Below are 24,607 nucleotides of genomic sequence, written 5' to 3' on the forward strand. Positions count from 1 at the left end.
TATTAAAATTTTAACAAACCTTTATCATTGTTTCTAGTTAAGTAAAAAGTTTTATTAAAACCTTTCACTTTAATTTTTATAATGTTTTGTTGATTTTCAAAACTTTGAAATAATGATGTATTTACAACTTGAATGCTGTTAAGTTTTTGAATATTAGGTATTTCTAAATAAAAATGCACAATATTATCTTCATATTCTTTTCCAATATAATTGTATTTATTAATACTGTCATTAATAGTAATATGAAAATTTTGATGTAAATATTTTTTAAAATAAAAATTGATACTATCAACTTCTTGTTTTGTGCCAATATTAAAGGTTTTATGGTATTTTTTATCCATTTCACCCTCTAAATCATCAATAAAAATATTTGAAATTATTTGTATAGATTTTTGTGCTTCAACATATTCAATTTCAGTTAAACTTACATAATATTTGTGTAGTGTAAATGCAAATAATGGAATTAATACTAAAAATAGTAGATAGTTGAGTTTTTTCATTTATAACATTTAGGTTGCTAATTAACGAAAAGCAAAATAAAATTAATAATTTTTTTAAAGTTAATTGCTTAGAGTGTTAAATTTTATAGCTTGTTTAATAAGGAAATCTTTTATAATAAATTCATCACTTAAATAATATTCATTTAAACCGTTTGCTTGGCAATAATCTAAAAATATATTTATTTTTTCCTCAGGTATGGTTAGTGATTTTATATAAAAATCATTACCATATAAATTTCTAATAGTTGTTGAAAATTCTTGTTTTAATAATTGGTTTTTATGTGCTTCTAGTTTTCTTTTTTTTCTTTTTAATCTAGCCTTTTTTGTGAGTTGCATAAATAAGGCAGTAGGATTTAAACCACCAGCGTTGGCATTTGGATCTGTAAATTTACGAGCATCGGGTGGTTTTTTACTAGATATTTCATCAGCATTAAAAACAGTTCCAGGTGTAACGGATGCATTGCTCCAATCAATACTAATTTGTTTGTTTAGCATTACTTCATCTAATTGATAATAGTCTGGTTCTAAGTAAATTATCATTTTTTTTGCATTTATGTGTGTATCTGAAATTTTTATAATTCTATCTTCATAAACAACAGAAGAAAATAAAATAGAATCCCCTTTTTTTGCATAAATTGTGAAATGTCCATTTTTGTTACTTGAAGTTCCAAAATTTGTGGCTTTGTTTTTAATATTTATGTCCTGTAATTTAATGGAATCATATTTTACTAATCCATTAAGTTTAATACGATTGTTTTGAGCATTTGAAATACTTATAACAAATGTTAAAATAAAAAAAACAAATGGAGCTTTATTAATTTTTAATTTCATGATAGGATTTACTTTCATCTTGCAATATTTTTATAACTTCTAATAATTGGTGGTTGTAATATTTTTCTATGATATTTTTATACTCGCAATAAGTTAAAAAGTTATTGATTTTTTCTTTGGGAATTTTCAACTCATTTATAAAAAAGGGTAGCCCTAAAGTTGTTACAATTTTAGTTGGGAAATCTTTTTTTTGATGAATTAATTTTTTAGATTTTAAATACTTTTCATATCTTTCATCAGGAATACTTGCACCTCCACCAACGCCATACATTTGTATAGGATTTGTAAAAGCTTCTGCATTTGGGGGTTTAGTGTAATTAGAAGTTGAATATTTTAATGAAAAGCCGCTAATTTCAGCTTTAGTAATTGTAAAATTGGGTTTAGGAGTTTTGTCTTTTGGGGTATTTTTACTGTCTAAAACTAAATCTCCTGTTATTTTTCTATGTACAAATACTTCTTCTAAAATAGTAACAGAAGGTATTAATTGGATTATAATAGGTTTAAATGAATCTACTATTTTTTTTGTAATTACCATTTTTCTTGTTTGATATTGAATAGACGTAATTAGCAAAGTATCGTTTAATTTTACCATAATAGTAAACTTACCATTATCATTACTTATAGTTCCTGTTTTGGTGTTTAAATTTAACACAGCAACATCGTTAATAGGTTTTTGATAATTTAAAAGTTTGCCAGTGATGGTTTTTTGATGTTGTTGGGTATAGCAATTTAAAACAACAAATAAGAACAATAAAAATACATTTATGGTTTTCATTAAAACAAATAAAACTAATGATATCTTAAAATTGTATTAAGAAGTACATAAATTTTTGTTAAAGGAGCTTAAATTGTACATTTATAAAAATATTAGTAGCACATGAAAAAATTAATTATTGCTAGTACTTCTACTGTTCACGGTAAAGAATATTTAGAATATATTTTACCAGAATTATCGGTGCATTTTAAAGGAATACAAGAAATATTGTTTATTCCGTACGCTCGTCCAAGTGGTTTAACTTTTGAAGAATATACTGAAAAAGCTAAATCCGCTTTTGAAAAAATTAATATTAATGTAGTTGGAATTCACGAATTTACTAATGAAGTAGATGCCGTTAATAATGCTAAAGGAATTTTTATTGGAGGAGGAAATACCTTTTTATTGTTAAAAACAATGTATGAAAAAAAAGTGTTGCCCGTAATTAAAAATGTAGTTGAAAATGGTATTCCTTATTTTGGAACAAGTGCTGGAAGTAATGTTACTGGAATTACCATTCAAAATACAAATGATATGCCTATTGTATATCCGCCAACTTTTCAATCCTTCGGATTTTTAAATTTTAATTTGAATCCACATTATTTAGATGCTGATACAGATTCAAAGCATATGGGAGAAACTAGAGAAACTCGGATAAAAGAATTTCATTGTTTTAATACGATTGCTGTTTTGGGTTTACGGGAAGGAAGTTGGTTAGAAGTTACTGGTAATCAAGTAATTTTAAAAGGGAATTTACACGCTAGATTATTTCAAAAGAATAAATCTCCATTAGAAATTCCAACAGAAACTAATTTAAGCTTTTTAATGTAGTTTTATCCAATTTGCAACATGTTTTCCATCAATTGAATTTTGAATTTTTTTTGGCAATAAATTATAGGTTTCTTTAATTCTGAAAGTGTCAATTTTAGTAGTTTTTAAATGATCTGCTAATAACATTGCTGCTACATAAGAATTTTTATGATGTTTTATAAATTGATAACTATAATTTGTAAATCCACTTTCAATACTTTCCATTTTTTGTTTTATTTCTTGAAGTTTTAAAACATCATTTTCAAGCCTAGCTTTTTGAAACTGAGGATACAAATAATCAATATTTTTAAAAATACCTTTTGCTGTATTTTTATAACTCAGTAACAGCGTGTTTAAAGGAGATCCTATTATTTTTGGGTCGTTAAAAGCCTTCTTTTTTATAAAAACAGAAAAATCTTTAGGCTCTAAAATTATAATTACTACAGGTAATTTTTTTTTAAAAGTAAGTGCAAATCGTTCTGGAGAAATAATAGTTCCTTTAAAACTGAATTTTTTATTATTTATGGATGAAGAATCTATTTTAAACAGCGAATCATTTCTTATTTTATTTAAATAAACCGTTGTAGCATCAAAATCAATAGTGCCATTTAAGGTGTAATTTGCAGTTGAAGTAATAATATCCTTATTCTTTTTAGAGGTTTGATTATTACAACCAATTAACCAAAAAGAAATAAAAAAGAACAACAATTTTTTCATAAGTTAAATTTACAAATTAATAAGTTACGTATTCCATAATTTCAAGTCCGTAACCCGTCATTCCAACACGTTTTCTAAAGGTAGTTGCGTTTGAGAGAACACGTAATTTGGTAATATTAATAGCTCTTAATATTTGAGCTCCAATACCAAAATCTTTTTCATCCATTTTAATATTTGGGGTATATGGCATATTTTCTTTTTGACTTTTTTTAACTATTTCTAATCGATTTATTAAGTCGTAAGATTGATTTTCTTGATTAATAAAAACAACTGCACCTTTTCCTTCTTTGTTAATAGCTTCAAAAACACGTTTTAATTTATGATCTGGATTTTTAGTTAGCGTTCCTAAAATATCATTATTAACTAAGGCTGAATTGACTTTTACTAAAATTTCTTCTCCTTTAGAAATTTCTCCTTTACTTAAAACTAAATGAACTTGATTATTGGTGGTTTGTTTATACGCTCTAAGTCGATATTCTCCAAATCGAGTATTTAAATTAAAATCTTCACAAAGTTCAATTAGCGAATCGTTTTGCATTCTATATTCCACTAAATCTTCAATAGAAATAATTTTTAAATTAAATTCTTTGGCAATTTTAAAAAGCTGAGGTAAGCGTGCCATAGTACCATCAGCATTCATAATTTCAACAATTACTCCCGCAGGATGCAAACCAGCTAATTTTGCTAAATCGGTTGCAGCTTCAGTATGTCCTGTTCGTCTTAAAACACCGCCATCTCTAGCTTTTAGAGGAAATATATGACCAGGTCGACTTAAATCGTGAGGTTTTGTTTTTGGATCTGTTAATGATTTTACCGTAGTTGCACGGTCTTTAGCTGAAATACCTGTGGTTACTCCTTTGCCATGAAAATCTATAGATACTGTAAAAGCAGTTCCTAAAGGGTCGGTATTTAGTCCAACCATTAAATCTAGTTGTAATTCTTTAGAGCGACTTTCGGTAATTGGAGCACAAATTAATCCTCTTCCGTGGGTTGCCATAAAATTAATTAAGTTTGGAGTTACTAATTCCGCAGCAGCAACAAAATCTCCTTCGTTTTCTCTGTTTTCATCATCAACAACAATTACAATTTTTCCATTCTTAATGTCATCAATAGCTTCTTTAATTGTATTTAATTTAAAGCTGCTTTCTACCGTTTTCATGTTATCCATTTTATGTTTTCCTTATTCTTTTAAACAGTGTTTTAATTTTATCAAATACTGCATCTATATTAAAAATACCCATTCCTTTAGTCGCTCTTCTTGTTAGTAAAATGCCAACAGGAAGCATAATAAAAGTTGCTAGCCAACTACCAATTTGTGCTGAAATAGCACTTTCTTCAGCTAAATTTTTACCTAATTGTGTAATAAAAAAGTAAATTACAAATATAATAATTGCAAATATCATAGGAACTCCAAACCCTCCTTTTCTAATAATGGAACCTAGAGGAGCTCCAATAAAAAATAATACGATACAAGCTAGTGAAAATGCAAATCTATGATTAAGTTCAAAGTCGTATAAATTTAATAATTTTCTACGATCTTTAAATCCTTTTCTTCTAACGTCATTTCTTTCTATAACTCTATTAACTTTTCTAAGGGCTTCTTCTAAAACTATACTCTTATTTTTTGTAACAAAATTATCAAGAATAGGGTAACTTATTTCCTTGTCAATTAAAGAGTCAGGATATTTATGCATATTACTAGCATCAATAGTTTTGTTGAATATTTTAGTTCTGTTTAGTATATATTCATCATATTTTTTCTTTTGATCTTTTGAAATAGAATCTAATTGTTTAATGCTTAACATACCATGATGTTGTTTGATTTTTTCATCATTTAAACTAGTATCATTAAAAGAAGAAATGTCAATATTAATAGTGTATTTGTCAAAACTTGCATTTGTAAATGGCATTTTATTTCTTTCTTTTCGAGTCATTACCCTTTTGATATTGTCTTCATAGTATTTCCCATTTTCAAGGGTTAGCGTTAAATACTTACTTCCTGGTTCTGTTGAAATAATTCCTTTTTTTGCTGTAATTACTTTGATTTTTCCTCTACCTTTAGTTAAATCTGCAATTTGTACATTTTTAAGAAGATTTTTTTCTTTTCCATATTTTTCATCAAATTTTATACTATAACCAGGAATTTCCGTATTAAATGTGCCAGCAACCAACGCTAATGCTGGCTTTTTCTTCTTCATATTTAAGTATAAATTCTTTTGTTTAAGCGTTGCCCAAGGGTAGATGTTATTTAGAAAAACGAAGTTTAATGCACTAAGCATTAATGTTAAAAAAATAAGAGGTTTAATAACTCTTTTTAGAGAAACACCTGCGGATTTAATTGCAGCCATTTCATAATTTTCAGAGAGATTACCAAGAGCCATAATTGAAGAAAGAAGAATTCCTATTGGTAAAGCTGTTGGTGTAAGTATTAAACCTAAATAACCTAAAAATTTTAGAATGAAAAATAGATCAATTCCCTTGCCTGCAATTTGATCAAAAGCCAACCAAAGTGCTTGCATTACCAAAACAAAAAGAACTACAAAAAATGTAGCTAAAAAAGGTTGTAAAAAACTTTTTAAAATGTATTTGTCAAGTATTTTCAATATTTTTATTTAGGCTCAGAAATAGTATAATTTTTTTGGTCTCTATACTTTTTTAGATTAAAAGTAAAAAGACTATCTGGTAACGTTTGATTGGTTTTAAACGATCTAATTTCTAGGGTAGTGGTAGTTTTGTTTTTTCCAATTTCAATAACATTAAAAATATGTTTCGTTTTTACATCAATACCTACTAGTATATTTTTCACATCAGAATTTGTATCAATAGGAGTAAGATTTACATATTGTATTTTTATTCCTTTTATGGTTTTTAAATCGCCCATAGTATAGGTGTAACCACTTTTGTAAAAGGTAAACATTTTAGATGGTGTTAGAGATTCTTTGTCTTCGTTATTTGGATTTTGAATAATTACCTCTTCATCTTCATTAACAATTAAATAAACTTTTTTACCATCAAAAATTTGTTCGGTTCCCATATAATTTAAGTGATATAAATCACCTTTAACAGTAACTTTACCTCTTGTTTCTTGGTGAACGCCAGCATCAACATTATCTAAATTATGTGTAAATTCAATTTCAATATTTTTATAGCTTTCCACTTTTTTTGCAACTTCATCTAACAAATCTTTTGCAGTTTTTGAATTTTGGCTAAATCCAACAAAACTTACTAAACTTAGGATTAAAATTGGTAGTAATTTTCTCATTTTAATAAAGATGTTATTTTTATTGTTCTCCATAATCTAATAATTTATTTAAAGCTATTTCATCAGGCACCAATACTTGGCGAGCTTTACTACCTTCAAACTGTCCTACAATTCCCGCAGCTTCTAATTGGTCAATAATTCGTCCAGCTCTGTTATAACCTAACTTTAATTTTCTTTGTAATAAAGAAGCAGAACCTTGTTGTGCGTGAACTATAATTAAAGCAGCATCTCGGAATAATTTATCGCGTTCGCTGATATCAATATCAAGACTTGTGCCAGTTTCTTCTCCACTATATTCAGGTAATAAATAGGCGTTAGTATAGGCACGTTGTGAGCCAATAAAATCTGTAATTTTTTCTATTTCAGGGGTGTCAACAAATGCACATTGTAAACGAATTAAATCATTTCCTCCTGAATATAATAAATCTCCTCTTCCAATTAATTGATCCGCACCTTGTGAATCTAAAATAGTGCGTGAATCAATTTTAGAAGTTACTCTAAAAGCAGCTCTTGACGGGAAATTTGCTTTAATAATTCCAGTAATTACATTTACTGACGGACGTTGAGTAGCAACAATTAAATGAATTCCAATAGCTCTGGCAAGTTGTGCTAAACGAGCAATTGGTGTCTCAATTTCTTTACCAGCCGTCATAATTAAATCTGCGAATTCATCAATAATTAAAATGATATAAGGTAAATATCGGTGTCCATTTTCAGGATTTAATTTACGTGATTTAAACTTAACATTGTATTCTTTTATGTTACGAACCATGGCTGTTTTTAGCAAGTCGTAACGATTATCCATTTCAATACAAAGTGAATTTAAGGTGTTGATTACCTTTGTGGTATCCGTAATTATAGCTTCATCAGTATCAGGTAATTTAGCTAAATAATGACGTTCAATTTTGTTGAATAAAGTTAATTCCACTTTTTTAGGATCAACCAATACAAACTTAACTTCAGCAGGATGTTTTTTGTATAATAATGAAGTTAAAACAGCATTTAATCCTACGGATTTTCCTTGCCCGGTAGCACCTGCCATTAATAAATGTGGCATTTTTGCTAAGTCAACTACAAAGGTTTCGTTTGAAATAGTTTTTCCTAAAGCGATAGGTAATTCCATTTCAGAATTTTGAAATTTTGTAGAAGAAATTACCGATTTCATAGAAACCATGGTTGGGTTTTTATTAGGAACTTCAATACCAATAGTTCCTTTGCCTGGAATTGGAGCGATAATTCTAATTCCTAAAGCAGCCAATGATAATGCAATATCATCTTCTAAATTTTTTATTTTCGAAATTCTTACTCCAGCTTCAGGAACAATTTCGTATAGAGTTACCGTTGGACCAACCGTAGCTTTAATTCTAGCAATACCAATGTTATAGTTTTTTAAGGTTTCAACAATTTTATTTTTATTGATTTCTAATTCTTCCTGATTTACAGAAATACTTTCATTATAAGATTTTAAGAGATTTAAGGTTGGAAATTTGAAATCGCTTAATTCTAAGGTTGGGTCAAACTCTCCAAAATCCTTCACTAATTTATCTGCTAAATTTTCACCAACTTGTTCTTCTGTTACAATTTTATCTATATCAATTTCAACATCTTCTTTAAGCTCCTTATTTTCAGACGTATTAGAAATGCTATCTAAATTTACATCTAATGGAATTTCAGTTTTATCTGTATTTATTTTTGAAGATGCTGTTTTATCCCTTGTAGATAAATCAATAGTTGTTGTGTTTTCTTCATTTGGTAATATAGTTTTTTCTTCATTAATAGTTGTTTCATCTAACGAAGTAGCTTTTCTTTTAAATTTTTCTGGAGTAATTTTAAATCGGATGACTAAGTAAGTTAAAAACAAAAATAGTAGTGTTAATATTAATCCTGTTTTCCCTAAAAATTGTTGTAAATAGTTATTTATTTCAAAACCTATAACTCCTGCCAATAATTTATTTGCTAAAAAACCAAAAGAAATAGAAAACCAAATTATCCCTAAAATTCCCCATCCCCAAAGATTTGTTATTTTTTTGAAATTTCCTTTTATTAAAATGGCGATACCAGAAAATAATAGGAGTATAGGAACATAAATTGCTGAAATTCCAAAGCCTTTATAAATTAAGAAATGACTTAAGGTTGCACCAATTTTTCCTAATAAATTTTTAACGGTGATGTTTTTATTAGTAAAAAAGGCAAGTTGACTTTGATCTTGTTGCCAATTAAAAAGGTAAGAAATTATGGAAAAAAATAAAAAAACTGCAAATACAACTACAAATAAGCCAAACACAGTATGAGTTTGTTTATTTCTAAAAAACGCTTTTGATTTTTGAAATCGAGGTTTTGAAGCTGATTTTTTAATTGTTTTTTTCTTTTTTGCCATTTATATAAGTATCACACAAAAATATAAAATAAAAAAGATAATAATCAATTTACTAAATAAATTTAGGGATGTAAATAAATAAACCAATAATTGTGGCAATTATTGCAGCAATAAAAGCTGCTCCGGCAGAAATATCTTTAATAAGTCCTATTTTTTTATGATAATCTGGATGAACAAAATCTGCCATTTTTTCAATCCCGGTATTTAATGATTCTGCTACCAAAACAAGTCCAATTGCTAATGTTTGGAACATCCATTCGGTAGCAGAAAGATGCATTATAAAACCAACAATAGTTATTATAAATGCAATAATAAGTTGAGCAATAATACTATGTTCGGTAGTAATTAATATCCAAAATCCTTTAGCTGCATATTTAAATGCTTTTAATCTACCTATAAAAAAATTATGCTCTTTTTTCATTTAAAGGGCTTTTAAGGCCTCTTCATAATTTGGTTCGTCAACAATTTCAGGAACTTGTTGTGTGTAAGTTACGTTTCCTTCTTCATCTATAATTACAATGGCACGTGAAAGTAAATTGGAAAGTGGGCCAGTTTTAATAGTTGCACCATAAGATTTTCCAAATTTTCCTTTTACAAAATCTGACAATGTAATTACATTATCTAAACCTTCTGCACCACAAAAACGAGCTTGGGCAAAAGGTAAATCTCTAGAAATACATAATACTTTTGTGTTTTCTAATTCACCAGCTTCTTTGTTAAAGCGTCTAACAGATGCGGCACAAGTATCTGTGTCTAAACTTGGGAAAATGTTTAATATTAATTTTGAACCTTTAAAATCTTTTAATTTAGCTTTTGATAAATCAGCTTTTACTAAGTTAAATTTAGGAGCTTTGCTTCCTACTTTTGGTAATTTTCCAATAGTTTTAATTGGATTTCCTTTTAATGTTATTTTAGTCATAATAGTTTTTTTTATTAAAAATCAAAGTTAGTTTAAAAAGTAAAAACTCCCGAATAAAATCGAGAGTTTTTACAATTTTTATTTTTGATTTAGTTAGTGTTTTGATAAATAATCTGCAACACCTTCATGAGTTGCTTTTAATCCTTCTTTTTCAGAACTCCAGTTTGCAGGACAAGCTTCACCATGTTCTTCAGTAAATTGTAATGCATCTACCATTCTAAGAGCTTCATCAACATTTCTTCCTAAAGGTAAATCGTTTACAATTTGATGACGAACAATACCTTCTTTATCTATTAAAAATAAACCACGATAAGCGATTAATTCCCCTTCAGCCTGTAATTCATCATTATCATCATAATAATAATCACCTGCTAATACATCATAATTTTTAGAAATAGTTTTATTTGTGTCAGCTACAATTGGGTAAGTAACGCCTTGTATTCCACCTTGGTTTTTAGGCATTTGTAACCAACCCCAGTGAGATTGTTCTGTATCTGTTGATGCAGCAACTATTTGTACATTTCTTTTTTCAAATTCAGCTAATTTTTCTTGAAAAGCAAATAATTCTGTTGGACAAACAAATGTAAAATCTTTTGGGTAGAAAAATAAAACTACATATTTTTTACCTTCAAATTGGTCTATTGAATAATTTTCAACAAATTCATTTCCGTTAATTACTGCTTGTGCACTAAACTTAGGGGCTTTTTTACCTACTAATACTGCCATTTTTATATGTTTTAAATGATTATTAACCCATTGTGCATTTTAACTTTTTAAACCTATTGTTACGTCAGTTCGAGTAATTTTTGATAAAAAATTGTATCGAGAACGATTGTCTCTAACTAAAAAACCTATTCTCGATACTAATTTTAAGCCTAGAAAGGCTAAAATTCACTCGAATTGACGAAACTTTATCATAATACACAACGGGTGATTATTAATTTTTATATACACAAAAGTAATCAAATATAGTTTTTTTTAAAAGATGTCTTATTTTATAATTTTATGTGGTTATAAGTTTTTTTTATGGTACTATTTTTAATCATAGAATGAATATTTAATCTTGTATATTCGCAGAAAAAATACATATTGAAATTTTCAAAATATTCATCAGAATTTAAAAACAATTTAAAATTAGCTACCCCAATAATGATGGGTTCTTTGGGACATTTATTAGTAGGCTTAATGGATGATGTTATGGTGGGTAGGTTGGGACCGGTACAATTAGCAGCGACTTCTTTAGGGAATAGTTTGGTTTTTATTGCACTTTCTATTGGAATAGGGTTTTCATTTGCAATTACTCCTTTAATAGCCGAATCAGACGGTGAAAATGACGAGAAAAAGAGTAGAAGTATTTTTCAACATGGAGTTATTTTAATGACTATAATTGGAATTGTGATGTACATTTTATTATTGATATTAGAACCCATATTATTTCATTTAGACCAACCCGAAGAAGTAGTAAAATTAGCAGTTCCTTATTTTGAAATTGTAGCTATTTCTATGATTCCATTAATGCTATTTCAAGGATTAAAACAGTTTGCCGATGGATTATCGCAAACAAAATATTCAATGTATGCTACTATTTTAACTAATGTAGTTAATATTAGCTTGAATTTTGCTTTAATTTATGGATTTTGGATTTTTCCAAGATTAGAATTGGTTGGTGCTGCAATAGGAACTTTGGTTTCAAGAATTGTAATGGTAATTTTTCTTTATTTGGTTTTAAAATATAAAGCCAAATTTGCTCCATATATGCACCTTTTAAAATTAAAAGAGATTAAACGTAGCGTATTTAATAAAATTATAAGTTTAGGTTTTCCAACGGCTTTACAAATGTTGTTTGAAGTTGGTTTATTTACTTCCTCAGTTTTGTTGGCGGGTACATTTGGAGCGTTGCCACAAGCTGCAAATCAAATTGCTTTAAAATTAGCTTCTACAACATTTATGGTAGCTGTGGGGCTTGGTGTTGCCGCAACAATTAGAGTTGGAAACCAAAAGGGATTAGGAAATTTTAAAGAATTAAGGCGAATTGCTTTTTCAAATTTTATTTTAGTAATTTTTATAATGTTTGGTTTTTCAATAGGATTCATGTTATTAAAAAATGATCTTCCTTGGATTTTTACTAGTAATTCAGAAGTTATAAAAATTGCTTCAGGATTACTAGTAATTGTAGGATTTTTTCAAATTTCTGATGGTTTGCAAGCCGTTATATTGGGTGGATTACGAGGCTTGCAAGATGTTAATATTCCTTCAATTTTAACCTTTATTGCTTACTGGGTTATTGGATTTCCTATTAGTTATTATTTGGCAACTGTTTTTAATTTAGGTACTTTTGGTATTTGGATAGGATTATTAACAGCACTAACTTCTTCGGCAATAATGTTGTTTTTTAGATTTAATTATTTGTCGAATAAATTAATAAAAGAAAAACATGAACTTACCTAAATTTTTATTGGGAGATAATACTGATTTTAAAGAAGATATATTTATAATTCATACTGAATTTCCAAGATTTATAATTAATTTAAAGGATGATGAAATTGAATGGTTAGAAGAATTTTCTAATGCAGATGAAGAAGAATTAGAAAGTGAGGTTGCAGTATTAATTGAATTAGCAAGTGCTTTTTATGATAGAGAAATGGAAAGGTATGAACATAATTAATTTTGTCTTTTTTTATGAATGCTAATGATAAGATGAAACGCTTGTCCAACCCAATCATCTCGTTCAATTCTGCCTGGAAAAAATTTTAATTCACTTGTAATTTTATTAATATCAGCACTGTTAAAATTACTAATTTGTTCAAAAGTATAAATTCCTAATTTATTTAATTTTAGTTCAATAGTTGTCCCAATTCCTTTAATGAGCTTTAAATTATTTTTATCATTTTTATTTGCAATACCAATTCTATCAAAATTTAAACCTTTATCTAGGTATTTATTTGGTACGCTATACACCAATTGTTTTCCTCCACGTTCAAAAGTTTTTGTAGCTCTAATTTTAGGTTTAGTTTCCAATATTTTTAATTCTTCTTTCTTAAAATGTTGGTTTTTAGGTTTAATTTCTTTTTTTGCTGAAATCATTTTACCAAAATATAAGCCAATTAAAAACGCTCCAAGCAACCAAATAAACAGCTCAAAAAGTTGCCAAAAAGTTGTATTTAAAAACATAGATAGTTCCATTTTTTTATTAGTTAATTTCTATTTCTATTCTCCGGTTTTTTGCTTTTCCTTCTAAAGTATTTTTATCTGCAATAGGTTCAGATTCGCCTTTTGATAAAGTTACTATTTTTGAATTATCAATTCCATTTAGGTTAAAGTAATTTTTTACCAAATTAGCTCTGTTCAATCCTATAATTAAGTTGTTTTGATAGTACCCATTGTTATCAGTATGTCCAGTTATATAGATGGTTTTGTGTGGATGCTTTTTAAGGTATTGTTTTAAAAGATTTACATAATTTGTAATAGACTTATTCTCAATTAGTTGATTGTTATTGAAATCGACATATAGCCGTTTATTGCTCATGGTTTTTTCAATACTATCTAATATTTTTGAAGAAATAGTTTCAATTTTCAAATTTATTCCTGAAGTGTTTGTGTTATTTTTAAATAAGTTGTTTTTAACTTCACTTAAAATTTTAAGTTGATAATTATTGATTTTAGCGTTTTGAAAATAAGATTTTATATTCTTAGCTCGTAATAATCCAATATTATTATGAGTTGCAGTAGCTATTTCTTTTTTAGTATAAAAACCTGTAATTATTAATTGATTATCGTAATGATTTTTCAAATACGATTTTATAGAATCAAAAAGCAAAGTGAAATCTTTTAAATTTAATATATCAGAATTATTTTTTTGAATTTTAAAAGCTTTATCAAAACTAAAAAGTGTATCATTTTTATAATTTGTAATCGCATAAATAGTAGTGACTTTTTTGGTCGATTTAGCAATCTTCTTATTAAAAAGACGAGATGTTATAAAATAATGTGAAGTCAATGCAATGCAAGCCCAAATTAAAAATACCGAAAATGCTTTAAAATAATTTAGCATGATTTTATTTTAGCGTGATAAATGTAAGTAATATTTAAATTTGATGCAAATCTAAATAGTTATATATGAAAAGTTTAACAGGTATAAATTACTTTTTAGAAGCCTCTACTAATTCTAATTTTGACAATGTGGTTTTAGTAGTAAAAAAGCCATAGTTGATAAAAGCGTATTTTTTTTCAATTTTATTTATGGTTCCACAGGCATTACTATCCATAATTCGTACTTTATCGTTTACTTTAAAATGATAGTCTGTTCGTTGTTTTTCAACCTTTTTTGCGGTTATAATTTTTTGTTCCTTAACTTTTTCTACCGCTATTAGCACTTCTTTTTCTACCGTTTTTAACTTTTCTTCTGTTTTTTTTAAAATAACTTTAATTTTCTTTTTTTCAGCTTTTGTAGCTGGTTTTACAGGATTCTTTTTTAGATATTTAGTTTTTTCAATAGCTAACCATTTTGCAAAATTAGCATTAAATTGCTTTTTATTATTGGTTTGAAAATAAGTATTTAATAATTCATTTAGTTTTCTTCCATACACTAACATTTTTTGATTGTTAGTATATAATTCGTAAAAATTCTCTAGTTTTTCTTGAACTTTAGTATGTTTTAAACTTAAACTATCGGCATGCAATAAAGCTTCAGATTTAACTTGTTCTAGGTTTTCAGAAGTTTTTTGAAGTTTATTGCGTTCTTTTTGAAGCTTAGAAATGGTTTTGTCTAAACGCACTTTTTCGTTTGTTACCCTTTTTTTGGCTCTATTAATTAAGCTAAATGGAATTCCATTTTTTTGAGCAACTTCAAAAGTAAAAGAACTACCCGCTTGCCCAATAAACAATTTAAACAAGGGTTCTAAAGTCCTTTCATCAAATTGCATATTTGCGTTGGCAATATGCTCAATTTCATTGGCTAAAACTTTTAAATTTGAATAATGTGTGGTAATTACTCCAAAAGCTTTTTTATTATAAAATTCTTCTAAAAATATTTCTGCCAAAGCACCACCTAACTCAGGATCACTTCCTGTACCAAATTCATCAATTAAAAATAAGGTGCTACTATTACATTTTTGTAAAAAATTACGCATATTTTTTAAACGATAACTATAAGTACTTAATTGATTTTCAATAGATTGATTATCGCCAATATCGGTTAATATTTTTTCAAAAAAGTAAGTGCTTGAACGTTCATGAACGGGAATTAAAAGTCCGCTTTGCAACATAACTTGTAACAACCCGATGGTTTTTAAAGTGATGCTTTTTCCACCAGCATTTGGACCAGAAATTACTATAATTTGTTGCTCATTATGAAGTTCAAGTGTTTGGGGAATTGTTTTTATATTTTGAATAGTATTCTTTTCAAATAAAATTGGGTGATAGGCATTTTTAAAAAACACTTTTTTGGTGTTTGTAATTTTAGGCAAACAGGCGTTTATAGTTGTTGCATATTTTGCTTTTGCACCAATAATATCTAACGCAATTAAATAATTTTGATAACTAATTAAATCAGTAATAGATGGTCTTAATGTATTTGTTAATTCTTTTAATATTTTTATAATTTCTTGTTTTTCTTCATAAAGTAGATGTTGCAATTCATTGCTAAATTGTAAGGTAGCTTCAGGTGCAATATAAACAATGCTTCCAGTTTTTGAACTGCCTAAAATAGTGCCTTTAATTTTTTTACGATACATAGCTTGTACCGCTAAAACCCGCTGATTGTCAATTACGGATTCCTTAATATCATCTAAATAATTTAAACTGGAGTATTTATGCAATGCTTTATTAAAACTAATTCCAATTTTTCCTCTAACCACATTAATATCTATTCTAATATTTTTAAGAGATAATGATGCATTTGCATTTACTTCTCCAAAAGGAGTAATAATTTTTTTAATAGCATCAGCTATTGCTGGTAGATATTCAATAGTATTTGAAAAAGAGAGTAAGAACGGATAGTAGATTTTAAATTTCTTAAAAAACAGGAGTAATTCAGAAATGGTATTTGTATTATTTAATATTTTTAAAAAGGAAGCTGGTTCTAAAAAACTGTTCTCAATTTTTAATAAATGAATTTCTTTTTGAATAGCATCAAAGTAATGATTTGGGATACGATTATCATTTTCAAAAGAAGATAAATATTCATTAACACGTTGTAATTCAATAGTTAAATCTTCAAGTTTAGCGTAAGGTTTTATTTGTAGCGTAGCAGATTTTCCAAGTTCGGAAATACAAAATTCACCAACTTGTTTTAAAATGGTATAAAATTCTAAATCATTTAAAGTTTTTTCTGAAATGATACTCATAAAAAATACTACTTTTGAAAGATTACACAAAAATATACAATTAACTTAATTAACCACTAATGAATGTTAAAATAGCTGAAAGTTGGCAACCTTTATTAAAAGATGAATTTGAGAAACCTTATTTTAAAAATCTTACCGATTTTGTGAAAAATGAATACGCTACCAATACTTGCTATCCTAAAGGAAATCAGATATTTAATGCTTTTAATTTATGTTCATTTAATGATTTAAAAGTAGTTATTATTGGTCAAGATCCTTATCACGGAGAAGGACAAGCTCACGGATTCTGTTTTTCAGTTCCTGAAGGAGTTGCTCATCCGCCGTCATTAATTAATATTTTTAAAGAAATTGAAACCGATTTGCATATTCCTTATCCAAAAAGTGGAAATTTAGAACGATGGGCAAAACAAGGTGTTTTACTTTTAAATGCAACGTTAACTGTCAGAGCTCATCAAGCGGGTTCTCATCAGAAAGGAGGATGGGAGCAATTTACAGATGATGTAATTTCTTTAATTTCTGACAAAAAAGAGAACGTAGTTTTTCTACTTTGGGGTGGATTTGCCAAAAAGAAATCGGTTTTAATTGACCACAAAAAACATTGTATTTTAACGAGTGGTCATCCTTCACCTTTAAGTGCTAATAGAGGATATTGGTTTGGTAATAAGCATTTTAGTAAAACTAATAATTATTTAAAAAACCATAAATCAAACGTAATATCTTGGTAATAAAAAAAGCACTTATTAAGTGCTTGAGTTTGATGTAAGAAAACAAGTTGTGTACAGAAAATCAACAAGCTACGTCGTTGCGATGAATGAAGCAAAGCGAAATGAGGAAGCAATCTCATTTTTATGAAAAGATTGCTTCAAATTATTGCACTACGTTTATAATTTTCGCAATGACATTTTGATTTTCAGTTATTTAAAGTAAATCCTTAGGTCAAAATCAGGTTAAGGTTTTTTTAAATTAACTCTAAATCTATATTATGAAAACAAAGATTAACAACTTCTTTGTTGTTTTGTAATTTGCAATACTTGTGCCAACTATATTATCATCTTGTTAATTAAAAGTTAAAGCCTGTTATTTACTATAATAAATGTTTTTGAGCTTTATATGATGAGCGAACCAAAGCACTACTTTCCACGTGTCTAAATCCCATTTTTAAACCAATTTCTTTATATTTTTCAAATTGTTCAGGCGTTATAAATTCGTGTACAGGTAAATGTTTTTTACTAGGTTGTAAATATTGTCCAATAGTAATAATATCTACTTTAGCATTTGCTAAATCTTGCATGGTTTCAATAACTTCAGCTTCTGTTTCGCCGAGCCCGAGCATAATTCCAGATTTGGTTCTACGCTGACCTTTATCTTTCATATATTTTAAAACTTCTAAACTTCTGTCGTATTTCGCTTGAATTCTAACTTCACGAGTTAATCTACGTACCGTTTCTAAATTATGAGAAATTACTTCAGGAGCAACAGCTAAAATTCTATCAATATTTGTTTTATTAGCTTGAAAATCAGGTATTAATGTTTCTAAAGTGATATTTGGATTTGCTCTTCTAATTGCATTTACAGTTTCTGCCCAAATAATAGATCCGCCATCTTTTAAATCATCTCTATCAACTGAGGTTATTACTGCGTGCTTAATTTTCATAAGGTTAATTGACCGAGCTACTTTTTCTGGTTCTTCCCAATCTACCGTTTCTGGTCTGCCAGTTTTTACTCCGCAAAATCCGCATGAACGTGTACAAATATTACCTAAAATCATAAAAGTAGCAGTTCCTTCAGTCCAACATTCTCCCATATTTGGGCAACTACCGCTAGTGCAAATCGTATTAAGTTTGTATTTTTCTACAACGTTTCTTAGTTCTGTATATTTTTTTCCAACGGGTAATTTTACACGTAACCATTTTGGTTTGTGTATTTTATTAGTTGTTATAGTTTCTTTAGACATTTCTTTGAAATTGACTGCAAAAATACAAAGAATTTACAAAATAGAAAGATACCAAATACTAAATCCGATTAAAAATAAAATGCCTCCCCAACTTAAGATTTTTAATCCTAAAGAAGGCCTCCATTTTTTTGGTGTATGCTTACTTGAAATTAAAATAAAGTTTAAAATGGCAAAAAACGGTGCTGTTAAAAAAGAAAGAATAGTAGCAATTTTTATAAGACTTCCCATTTTTGACATAAAAAAGATTAAAATAAAAATAGTGCCAATGGCTAAAAAGCTAATCCAAAACCAATACATTTTTTTGTAAGATTTTTTTGTGAGTAAATCTACCGTTTTTGTCATAGCCCTGGGTGATGCATCTAAGGTGGTAATAGTAGTGCTAAACATAGTTGTAAAAGCTGCTATACCTATAAAAACGTGCATATTTTCACCTAAATTATGGGTGTATAAGCTAATTAGTTGGTTAGAAAATTTAATAGCACTTCCGCTAAAAGTTTCTCCAGAATTAAACATAACCAATGCACCTAAGGCTAGAAAACATATTCCTAAAAATAGCGTAGCAAAAAATCCTATATTAAAATCGAAGATGGATTGTTTGGTGTTAAATTCTGTTCCAACTTCTTTTTGTTTTTCTATTGCCCATAATGATTGCCAAACTGAAACATCTAACGGAGCAGGCATCCATCCTAAAAAAGCGATTAAAAATCCAACTTCAACACTTCCTTTTGGAAGTATTTGTGTAAAACTAACGGGATTTTCATTTTTAAAAACAGCTACAACAACTGCAATTATAGTGCTTAAAGTAAGTGTTACAATTATGATTTTCATTAAGTTATCTAATAATTTGTATTTGCCAAGAATGAGTAATAAAAAGCAAATAACAGTAATAATGATACTCCAAATTACAGGATTTGTAGTGATTCCAAATAAATTTGCTGCCAAACCTGCAGTTACTATAGTTACGGCTGCCTGAATGGTAAACATAGTTGCAAAAGTTACTATAAAATAAGCGATTAAAACAGGTTTTCCAAGCCTTTTATATCCGTCTAATAAGCTTTCACCAGTGGCAGTTGCATATCTTGGTCCGAATTGGAAAAAAGGATATTTTACAATATGTATGATAATTAAAGCCCAAAGTAATCCGAAACCAAAATCGGCTCCAGCTCGGGTAGATTGAACTAAATGTGAAACGCCTATTGCAGCACCGGCAAACAATAAGCCTGGACCTAATTTTTTAAGCCAATTGAATTTCATTTTATTTTTTTCGAGATTTTTTAATAGTTTGTGCAAGTAGGCTTTTAGCTCGTAGTAGTTTTACTTTTACATTGCTTAACGGTTCATTAAGTTCTGCTGATATTTCTTTATAGCTCATCTCTTGAAAATAACGAAGGTTTATAATTTCTTGATAATGAGGCTTTAACTCTTTAATATAGTTTAAAAGTTGAGCTAAATTTTGTTCAATAATTAATTGGTCTTCTGCGGAAGGTGTTTCGTCATATATTTTATATGCCTCAGATTCCTTTTTATTAATTGAAATGGTATCGTTGTTTTGTTTTCGAAGATGATCTAAAAAAATGTTTTTAGAAATAGATATTAACCAGGTTTTAAAATTATACCGGTCATTATATAAATATATTTTATCAAATGCTTTAGAAAAGGTTTTTATAGTAATATCTTCAGCTTCATCTTCATTTTCAGTTTTAGAAAATTGAAATCGGTAAACATCGCTCCAATACGTATTTAATAAAGTATTAAAAGCTTTTTGATCTTTTTCTTTTGCTTTTTTTACTAAATCGGGAATATCAATATTTTTTTTCACCAATGCGTGGGTTTTGCAATAAGATTTTTGATAAAGATAAACATTTGAATGATAATTAAAAATATTTCCATAAAAGGGAAGATTAAAATTAAATCGGTTTCATTTAATTTTTTTGCCGATAAGCCTATAATTATATACTGAATAAATAATCTAAACATAATCAGGCTTAATATTAATTGCCAATTAAAATTTAGAATTATTAAAATAATTGCCAATATCCAAAATAGAATTTGTGAGCTATAAAATAATCCCAATAAAAATTTATGAATTGGTTTGTAATAGTTGGCAGTACTTATGTGTCTGCTTTTTTGATGAATCCAATCTTTAAAACTAGTTTTGGGAATAGATTCTGTAAAACTTTTGTTTGAACTGCAAAATGTAGAATTTTGTTTGGTAGCAACTTGGTTTACAAATAAATCATCATCACCAGATTTTATTTTCATATGATTTGAAAATCCGTTTGCACTAAAAAATAAATATTTGGTATAAGCAATATTTCTACCAACACCCATATATGGTAAACCCATTTTTTGATAAGAAAAATATTGCATGGCTGTTAGTAAAGTTTCAAATCGTATTAATTTATTTAGAAGCGATTTTTTTATTTTTTTATAAGCTCCGTAACCTAAAACTAATTGTTTATTAGTTGAGAAATTATTAGCTATTTCTAAAATCCAATAGTTTGAAACGGGTTTACAATCTGCATCAGTAAATAGTAAATGATTATGCTTAGCAGCTTTTATGCCTAGGGTTAAAGCATATTTTTTACTTCCCCAAAATTGTTCATTAGGTAATACATCAACTAAATTGATTTTGTTAGGATATTCTTTTTTAAATTTTTTCATTACTTCTAAAGTTGTATCTGTAGAAGCATCATTAATTAAAACAATTTCAAAATTTGGATAATTTTGTTTTAAAATGAAAGGAATATTTTCTATTAAATTTTGAGCTTCGTTTTTTGCACAAATTAAAACAGAAACAGGAAGATTAAAATCGCGTTTAAATTTTCTGTTTTTGAAAAAAGCAAATTTTCCAAATATAAATAGATAATAAATTAATTGAATACCAATAATTACTATAAAAGTAATAAATAGATATTCAGACATTTATTATTTTCTAGTACATGTATGGTCAGGAATTTTTCCACAATAGCCACAAGCTTCTCCAGTTTTATTTAAGTGTGGACTTTGGCTTGCACAAGTTCCTGCAAATTTTCCATTTTTTTTAGCCCATAGTTTAATAGATAAACCGAGAATACCTATTGCTAACATTCCAATTGTAATTAATACAAGTTTCATATGCTTAAATTTAGACTACAAAGATACTTATTTATGATAAATTGTCACTTTATTTTGTTGTTAAAATTTATATAAAATAACTATTGATTAAAGGTTGAAATAACACTGCTTTTTTAGGTAACTGACTATATGTTAATAAGTTTCTTTTTGATTTATAAAAAAAATTAATAATTTGGCTTTCAGTTAATATTTGTGCTTTTATAATTTTAGACCATACTAAAACTTTGTGAATTATAAAAAACATGGAATTAATAAATATTAGCTAAATCTACTAACTAAAAAGACTCGCTTATTTTAAAATAAGTGAGTCTTTGTTTTTGTAGCTTAATTTAATTTCTAACTTATTGCCTTAGTTAATTCTTGTTGAACGTTGTTTGGCACTAATTCAAAATTAGAAAACTTGGTAGTAAAACTATGTTTATACTAGTTGCAAAATGGAGATTATCATAAAGATAACTTACTTAAAAAAGAAGATAGATAATCTTTTACCAAGTAAGAACTTTTAAAAAATAATTTTGTAAATCGTTTTTTTTTTTTTTTTACCTTGGCACAAGAATTTAAAAAAGTTGCAACTTAAATCCTTAAAAATAAACTATAAAGTGTATTTACTACGGTATTAAATTCTAATAAATAATTATTATTAATTTAAAATATGTAACATTATGAAAGAATTAAAAAGAGAACAAACAAGTAAAATAATGGGTGGTACTGCTTCTCCTGCAAGATGTGCTAGGATGGAGGCTAGATATATTAATGGAGGAGGAGGTGAAAGATTATTGGCTAGATTAGTAAAAAATTGTTATTAATTCAAAATAATATTTTAAAAAGGGAAATATACTTACTTCCCTTTTTAAAATATTTTTATGTTTAAATTTAATATGAAAAGGATCCTATTTTTATTTATTTTAACGTCAATATTTAGTTACGGACAAAATGTTGTTAAAGGGAATATAGTTAATGCTAGTAGTAACGAGCCTATCCCTTTTGCCAATATTTATATTAAAAATACATCAATAGGAGTTGTTAGCAATACTGAGGGTTTATTTGAAATTAACATCCCACAAAAATATACCAAGGCTACCTTGGTTTTTTCTTTTATGGGTTTTGAAACCTATAAAGTAAACATTGCTAAGTTAACTACTGCTGGTTCACAAATAATAAAATTAAACCCCAGTACTATAAACCTAAACCAAGTAACTATTAATGTAAAAGCCCTTTCGGTAAACAAAATTGTAAAACAGGCTTTTGCTAATTATTATAAAAATTTCCCAGATAAACCTTTTATAGAAAAAGGATTTTTACGTTATACTGAAAAAACCAAAACAGCCTATAAATGGTTGGTAGAAGCGGCAATTGAGGTTTATGACCCCGGCTTTAATAAACCGTGTAAAAAAATAAAATTGAATATTATAGAAAAACGTAAAAGTTTGGATTATAGAGTGCTTGATACCTCTATGATTTATAACTTTTATTTAAGAGAGGCAAAACATTTATCTTTTAGAAATAGTCGTATAAAATCCGCTAATTTATCTGAAATTCCTAAGGATGATTTTAGAAATGCAGTTAGTTTTATAGATAATCTAAAAAAGAATCAGGCATCTATATTTACAACAGATAATAATAAAATTAGATATTACAATCAAAAAAATGCAATTTTTAATAAACAGCTGCTAAAAACACATACTTTTAAGTTAGATACTATACTTTATAATAGCGATATAATTTATAAAATTAAAATTATGCCCAAAAATCCACCAGCAAAATTAAATAGAAAAGTTGGCGATTATGAACTTCCTTTCGGTTGGATTTATATAAGAAAAAAAGATTATGCTATTATTAAATTAGATTATGTATTGTTAAATAGTAAAAAAGGTGAGTTATTCTCTGAGATAAAAGGCACACGAGTAGCCTCTCATTTTATTATAAAATTTATTGAAATTGCGGGTAAAATGTATCCAAAATATTTGTCTTATTCCAAACCTGTAGCAATTAATAGAGTAAAGACTATTTTTGAAAAAATTAAAAATGGTATTGAGCCTAATTCTGAAGATTTTTATTATAGTAAGCAAGAAATTTTATTTACTAAAATTATAACAGATACTGTTAAGATTAACAAGCTACTAAATAAGCCTTGGAATGATAATTTGTTTAGCCCACACCCTTATCATGCTGCATTTTGGAAAAACTATAATGTATTGTTAGAGAGTGCAACAGAACAAAAAATGAGACATGACTTAGAAAAAAAGGTAGGATTAAAAGAACAATTTAAACAGCATAATTAATATAAGTTTATGAGTAAAATACTAAACAGTAATACTTGGTTATTGTTATTATTGGTTGTTATTATGGGCTATACCCTTAATTTTATCTCCCTAGATGTGGTGATGAATGATAATGTGTATCAAAAATATTTAAATAAAAAATACGAAAAAAAATATAATGAATATAAAGATTTAGATGTAGATTTATCAGAGTTTAAGGATGAGCTCGCAGCATTTGACCAACAATCGGCAGATGTTGACACTTCGTACGATTGGGATTATTTTTATATAGATACACTAGTAGTGCTTGTACCATTGCTTGTTGTGGCTTTTGGTTATAGTTGTTTGCTTTTGCTCTTCTTTTTATTTCATAAAACGCTTAATATTGTTAAATATCTGGACATTTTAAAAGTTACTATATTAAGCTATATATTATTTTATATTCCTAAAATGTTGTCTAATATATATTTTTTAATTTTTAAAACAGATTACACATTTGAAAATGTTAGGAAGTTTAATAGATATTTTGATACCACTACTTATTTTAAAAAAGAGTTTTATCCTCCTTGGTTATGGACAGCTATTAGTGACTTTGATTTAATATATATATTCTTTCCTGCCTTAGTAGCATTAGTGGAGTGTCTACCTTTGATGTGACAATTTTAATAAGCCCATAAATAATATATATTTGAATTATGGCAAGAACAAAGTATGACAATGAGTTTAAGGTTATGATAGTTGAACTATTAAAATCAGGGATT

Annotated in this window: 26 protein-coding genes; 7 read left to right on the plus strand and 19 right to left on the minus strand. The window is 27.4% G+C overall.

Annotation, left to right across the window (positions count from 1 at the left end):
* Positions 1-2: 2 nt before the first annotated feature.
* Genes L3J60_RS08105 through L3J60_RS08115 form a run of 3 tightly spaced genes read right to left on the minus strand, consistent with a single transcriptional unit; the run spans position 3 to position 2,106 of the window.
* A complete protein-coding gene (locus L3J60_RS08105) occupies positions 3-500 on the minus strand; it encodes a DUF6702 family protein (RefSeq protein ID WP_291974996.1) in 498 nt (165 codons plus the stop codon).
* A 60-nt stretch (positions 501-560) separates the two neighbouring features.
* The gene (locus L3J60_RS08110; RefSeq protein WP_291974997.1) at positions 561-1,349 is read right to left on the minus strand and encodes a carboxypeptidase-like regulatory domain-containing protein; all 789 of its coding nucleotides are present in this window, start codon (positions 1,347-1,349) and stop codon (positions 561-563) included.
* Complete coding sequence (locus tag L3J60_RS08115) at positions 1,315-2,106, minus strand: hypothetical protein (RefSeq protein WP_291974998.1); 792 nt, start codon at positions 2,104-2,106, stop codon at positions 1,315-1,317. The genes L3J60_RS08110 and L3J60_RS08115 overlap by 35 nt, the downstream gene beginning before the upstream one ends.
* A 102-nt stretch (positions 2,107-2,208) precedes the next feature.
* Between L3J60_RS08115 and pepE the strand changes: the two genes are divergently transcribed.
* Positions 2,209-2,916, plus strand: a complete 708-nt coding sequence (gene pepE / locus L3J60_RS08120; RefSeq protein WP_291974999.1) for a dipeptidase PepE — start codon at positions 2,209-2,211, stop codon at positions 2,914-2,916.
* Here pepE and L3J60_RS08125 read toward each other — a convergent pair.
* From L3J60_RS08125 to L3J60_RS08160, 8 genes are all read right to left on the minus strand, one after another.
* Complete coding sequence (locus tag L3J60_RS08125) at positions 2,908-3,612, minus strand: DUF4369 domain-containing protein (RefSeq protein ID WP_291975000.1); 705 nt, start codon at positions 3,610-3,612, stop codon at positions 2,908-2,910. The genes pepE and L3J60_RS08125 overlap by 9 nt on opposite strands.
* 16 nt (positions 3,613-3,628) lie before the next feature.
* Positions 3,629-4,771 carry a 3,4-dihydroxy-2-butanone-4-phosphate synthase gene (gene ribB / locus L3J60_RS08130; RefSeq protein ID WP_291975020.1) on the minus strand — a complete coding sequence of 381 codons (1,143 nt, stop codon included), beginning with the start codon at positions 4,769-4,771 and terminating at the stop codon, positions 3,629-3,631.
* A 10-nt stretch (positions 4,772-4,781) separates the two neighbouring features.
* Positions 4,782-6,215 carry an LptF/LptG family permease gene (locus tag L3J60_RS08135; protein WP_291975001.1) on the minus strand — a complete coding sequence of 478 codons (1,434 nt, stop codon included), beginning with the start codon at positions 6,213-6,215 and terminating at the stop codon, positions 4,782-4,784.
* A 5-nt stretch (positions 6,216-6,220) separates the two neighbouring features.
* On the minus strand, positions 6,221-6,874 hold the full coding sequence (locus tag L3J60_RS08140) for an outer membrane lipoprotein carrier protein LolA (protein ID WP_291975002.1): 654 nt from the start codon (positions 6,872-6,874) through the stop codon (positions 6,221-6,223).
* 19 nt (positions 6,875-6,893) lie between these two features.
* Complete coding sequence (locus tag L3J60_RS08145) at positions 6,894-9,251, minus strand: DNA translocase FtsK (RefSeq protein WP_291975003.1); 2,358 nt, start codon at positions 9,249-9,251, stop codon at positions 6,894-6,896.
* Positions 9,252-9,303: 52 nt separating this feature from the next.
* Complete coding sequence (locus tag L3J60_RS08150) at positions 9,304-9,672, minus strand: diacylglycerol kinase family protein (protein WP_291975004.1); 369 nt, start codon at positions 9,670-9,672, stop codon at positions 9,304-9,306.
* Complete coding sequence (gene tpx / locus L3J60_RS08155; RefSeq protein WP_291975005.1) at positions 9,673-10,170, minus strand: thiol peroxidase; 498 nt, start codon at positions 10,168-10,170, stop codon at positions 9,673-9,675.
* Positions 10,171-10,263: 93 nt separating this feature from the next.
* A complete protein-coding gene (locus tag L3J60_RS08160; protein WP_291975006.1) occupies positions 10,264-10,896 on the minus strand; it encodes a peroxiredoxin in 633 nt (210 codons plus the stop codon).
* Between the two features lie 363 nt (positions 10,897-11,259).
* Between L3J60_RS08160 and L3J60_RS08165 the strand changes: the two genes are divergently transcribed.
* Both L3J60_RS08165 and L3J60_RS08170 read left to right on the plus strand, forming a co-directional pair.
* Positions 11,260-12,618 (plus strand): MATE family efflux transporter, encoded by a 1,359-nt coding sequence (locus L3J60_RS08165; protein ID WP_291975007.1) that lies wholly within the window; start codon positions 11,260-11,262, stop codon positions 12,616-12,618.
* Positions 12,605-12,835, plus strand: coding sequence for a hypothetical protein (locus tag L3J60_RS08170; RefSeq protein WP_291975008.1), 231 nt, complete (start codon positions 12,605-12,607; stop codon positions 12,833-12,835). Before L3J60_RS08165 ends, L3J60_RS08170 begins: the two co-directional genes overlap by 14 nt.
* On the opposite strand, the gene L3J60_RS08175 is transcribed toward L3J60_RS08170, so the two are convergent.
* The 3 genes from L3J60_RS08175 to L3J60_RS08185 form a co-directional block, all read right to left on the minus strand.
* On the minus strand, positions 12,832-13,353 hold the full coding sequence (locus tag L3J60_RS08175; protein ID WP_291975009.1) for a hypothetical protein: 522 nt from the start codon (positions 13,351-13,353) through the stop codon (positions 12,832-12,834). The genes L3J60_RS08170 and L3J60_RS08175 overlap by 4 nt on opposite strands.
* Positions 13,354-13,360: 7 nt before the next feature.
* Complete coding sequence (locus L3J60_RS08180; protein ID WP_291975010.1) at positions 13,361-14,221, minus strand: OmpA family protein; 861 nt, start codon at positions 14,219-14,221, stop codon at positions 13,361-13,363.
* A gap of 88 nt (positions 14,222-14,309) precedes the next feature.
* The gene (locus L3J60_RS08185; protein ID WP_291975011.1) at positions 14,310-16,514 is read right to left on the minus strand and encodes a DNA mismatch repair protein MutS; all 2,205 of its coding nucleotides are present in this window, start codon (positions 16,512-16,514) and stop codon (positions 14,310-14,312) included.
* A 59-nt stretch (positions 16,515-16,573) separates the two neighbouring features.
* On the opposite strand from L3J60_RS08185, the gene L3J60_RS08190 reads away from it, so the two are divergent.
* Positions 16,574-17,239, plus strand: coding sequence for a uracil-DNA glycosylase (locus L3J60_RS08190; protein WP_291975012.1), 666 nt, complete (start codon positions 16,574-16,576; stop codon positions 17,237-17,239).
* 359 nt (positions 17,240-17,598) lie between these two features.
* Here the strand turns inward: L3J60_RS08190 and lipA are convergent, their stop codons facing one another.
* From lipA to L3J60_RS08215, 5 genes are read right to left on the minus strand one after another with little or no spacing between them, the layout of a single operon-like run.
* Positions 17,599-18,468 carry a lipoyl synthase gene (gene lipA / locus L3J60_RS08195; RefSeq protein ID WP_291975013.1) on the minus strand — a complete coding sequence of 290 codons (870 nt, stop codon included), beginning with the start codon at positions 18,466-18,468 and terminating at the stop codon, positions 17,599-17,601.
* Between the two features lie 33 nt (positions 18,469-18,501).
* Complete coding sequence (locus L3J60_RS08200) at positions 18,502-19,722, minus strand: Nramp family divalent metal transporter (RefSeq protein WP_291975014.1); 1,221 nt, start codon at positions 19,720-19,722, stop codon at positions 18,502-18,504.
* 1 nt (position 19,723) lies between these two features.
* Complete coding sequence (locus tag L3J60_RS08205) at positions 19,724-20,275, minus strand: RNA polymerase sigma factor (protein WP_291975021.1); 552 nt, start codon at positions 20,273-20,275, stop codon at positions 19,724-19,726.
* 8 nt (positions 20,276-20,283) lie between these two features.
* On the minus strand, positions 20,284-21,393 hold the full coding sequence (locus tag L3J60_RS08210; protein ID WP_291975015.1) for a glycosyltransferase: 1,110 nt from the start codon (positions 21,391-21,393) through the stop codon (positions 20,284-20,286).
* A gap of 3 nt (positions 21,394-21,396) precedes the next feature.
* Positions 21,397-21,585, minus strand: a complete 189-nt coding sequence (locus L3J60_RS08215; protein ID WP_291975016.1) for a membrane or secreted protein — start codon at positions 21,583-21,585, stop codon at positions 21,397-21,399.
* 662 nt (positions 21,586-22,247) lie between these two features.
* Here L3J60_RS08215 and L3J60_RS08220 point away from each other — a divergent pair.
* From L3J60_RS08220 to L3J60_RS08230, 3 genes are all read left to right on the plus strand, one after another.
* A complete protein-coding gene (locus tag L3J60_RS08220; RefSeq protein ID WP_291975017.1) occupies positions 22,248-22,391 on the plus strand; it encodes a hypothetical protein in 144 nt (47 codons plus the stop codon).
* Positions 22,392-22,463: 72 nt separating this feature from the next.
* Entirely contained in the window at positions 22,464-23,867 is a 1,404-nt protein-coding gene (locus L3J60_RS08225; RefSeq protein ID WP_291975018.1) for a carboxypeptidase-like regulatory domain-containing protein, read from the plus strand.
* Between the two features lie 9 nt (positions 23,868-23,876).
* On the plus strand, positions 23,877-24,503 hold the full coding sequence (locus tag L3J60_RS08230) for a hypothetical protein (protein WP_291975019.1): 627 nt from the start codon (positions 23,877-23,879) through the stop codon (positions 24,501-24,503).
* Positions 24,504-24,607: the final 104 nt, after the last annotated feature.

The sequence above is a fragment of the Lutibacter sp. genome, from assembly GCF_021647475.1.
GTDB lineage: Bacteria > Bacteroidota > Bacteroidia > Flavobacteriales > Flavobacteriaceae > Lutibacter.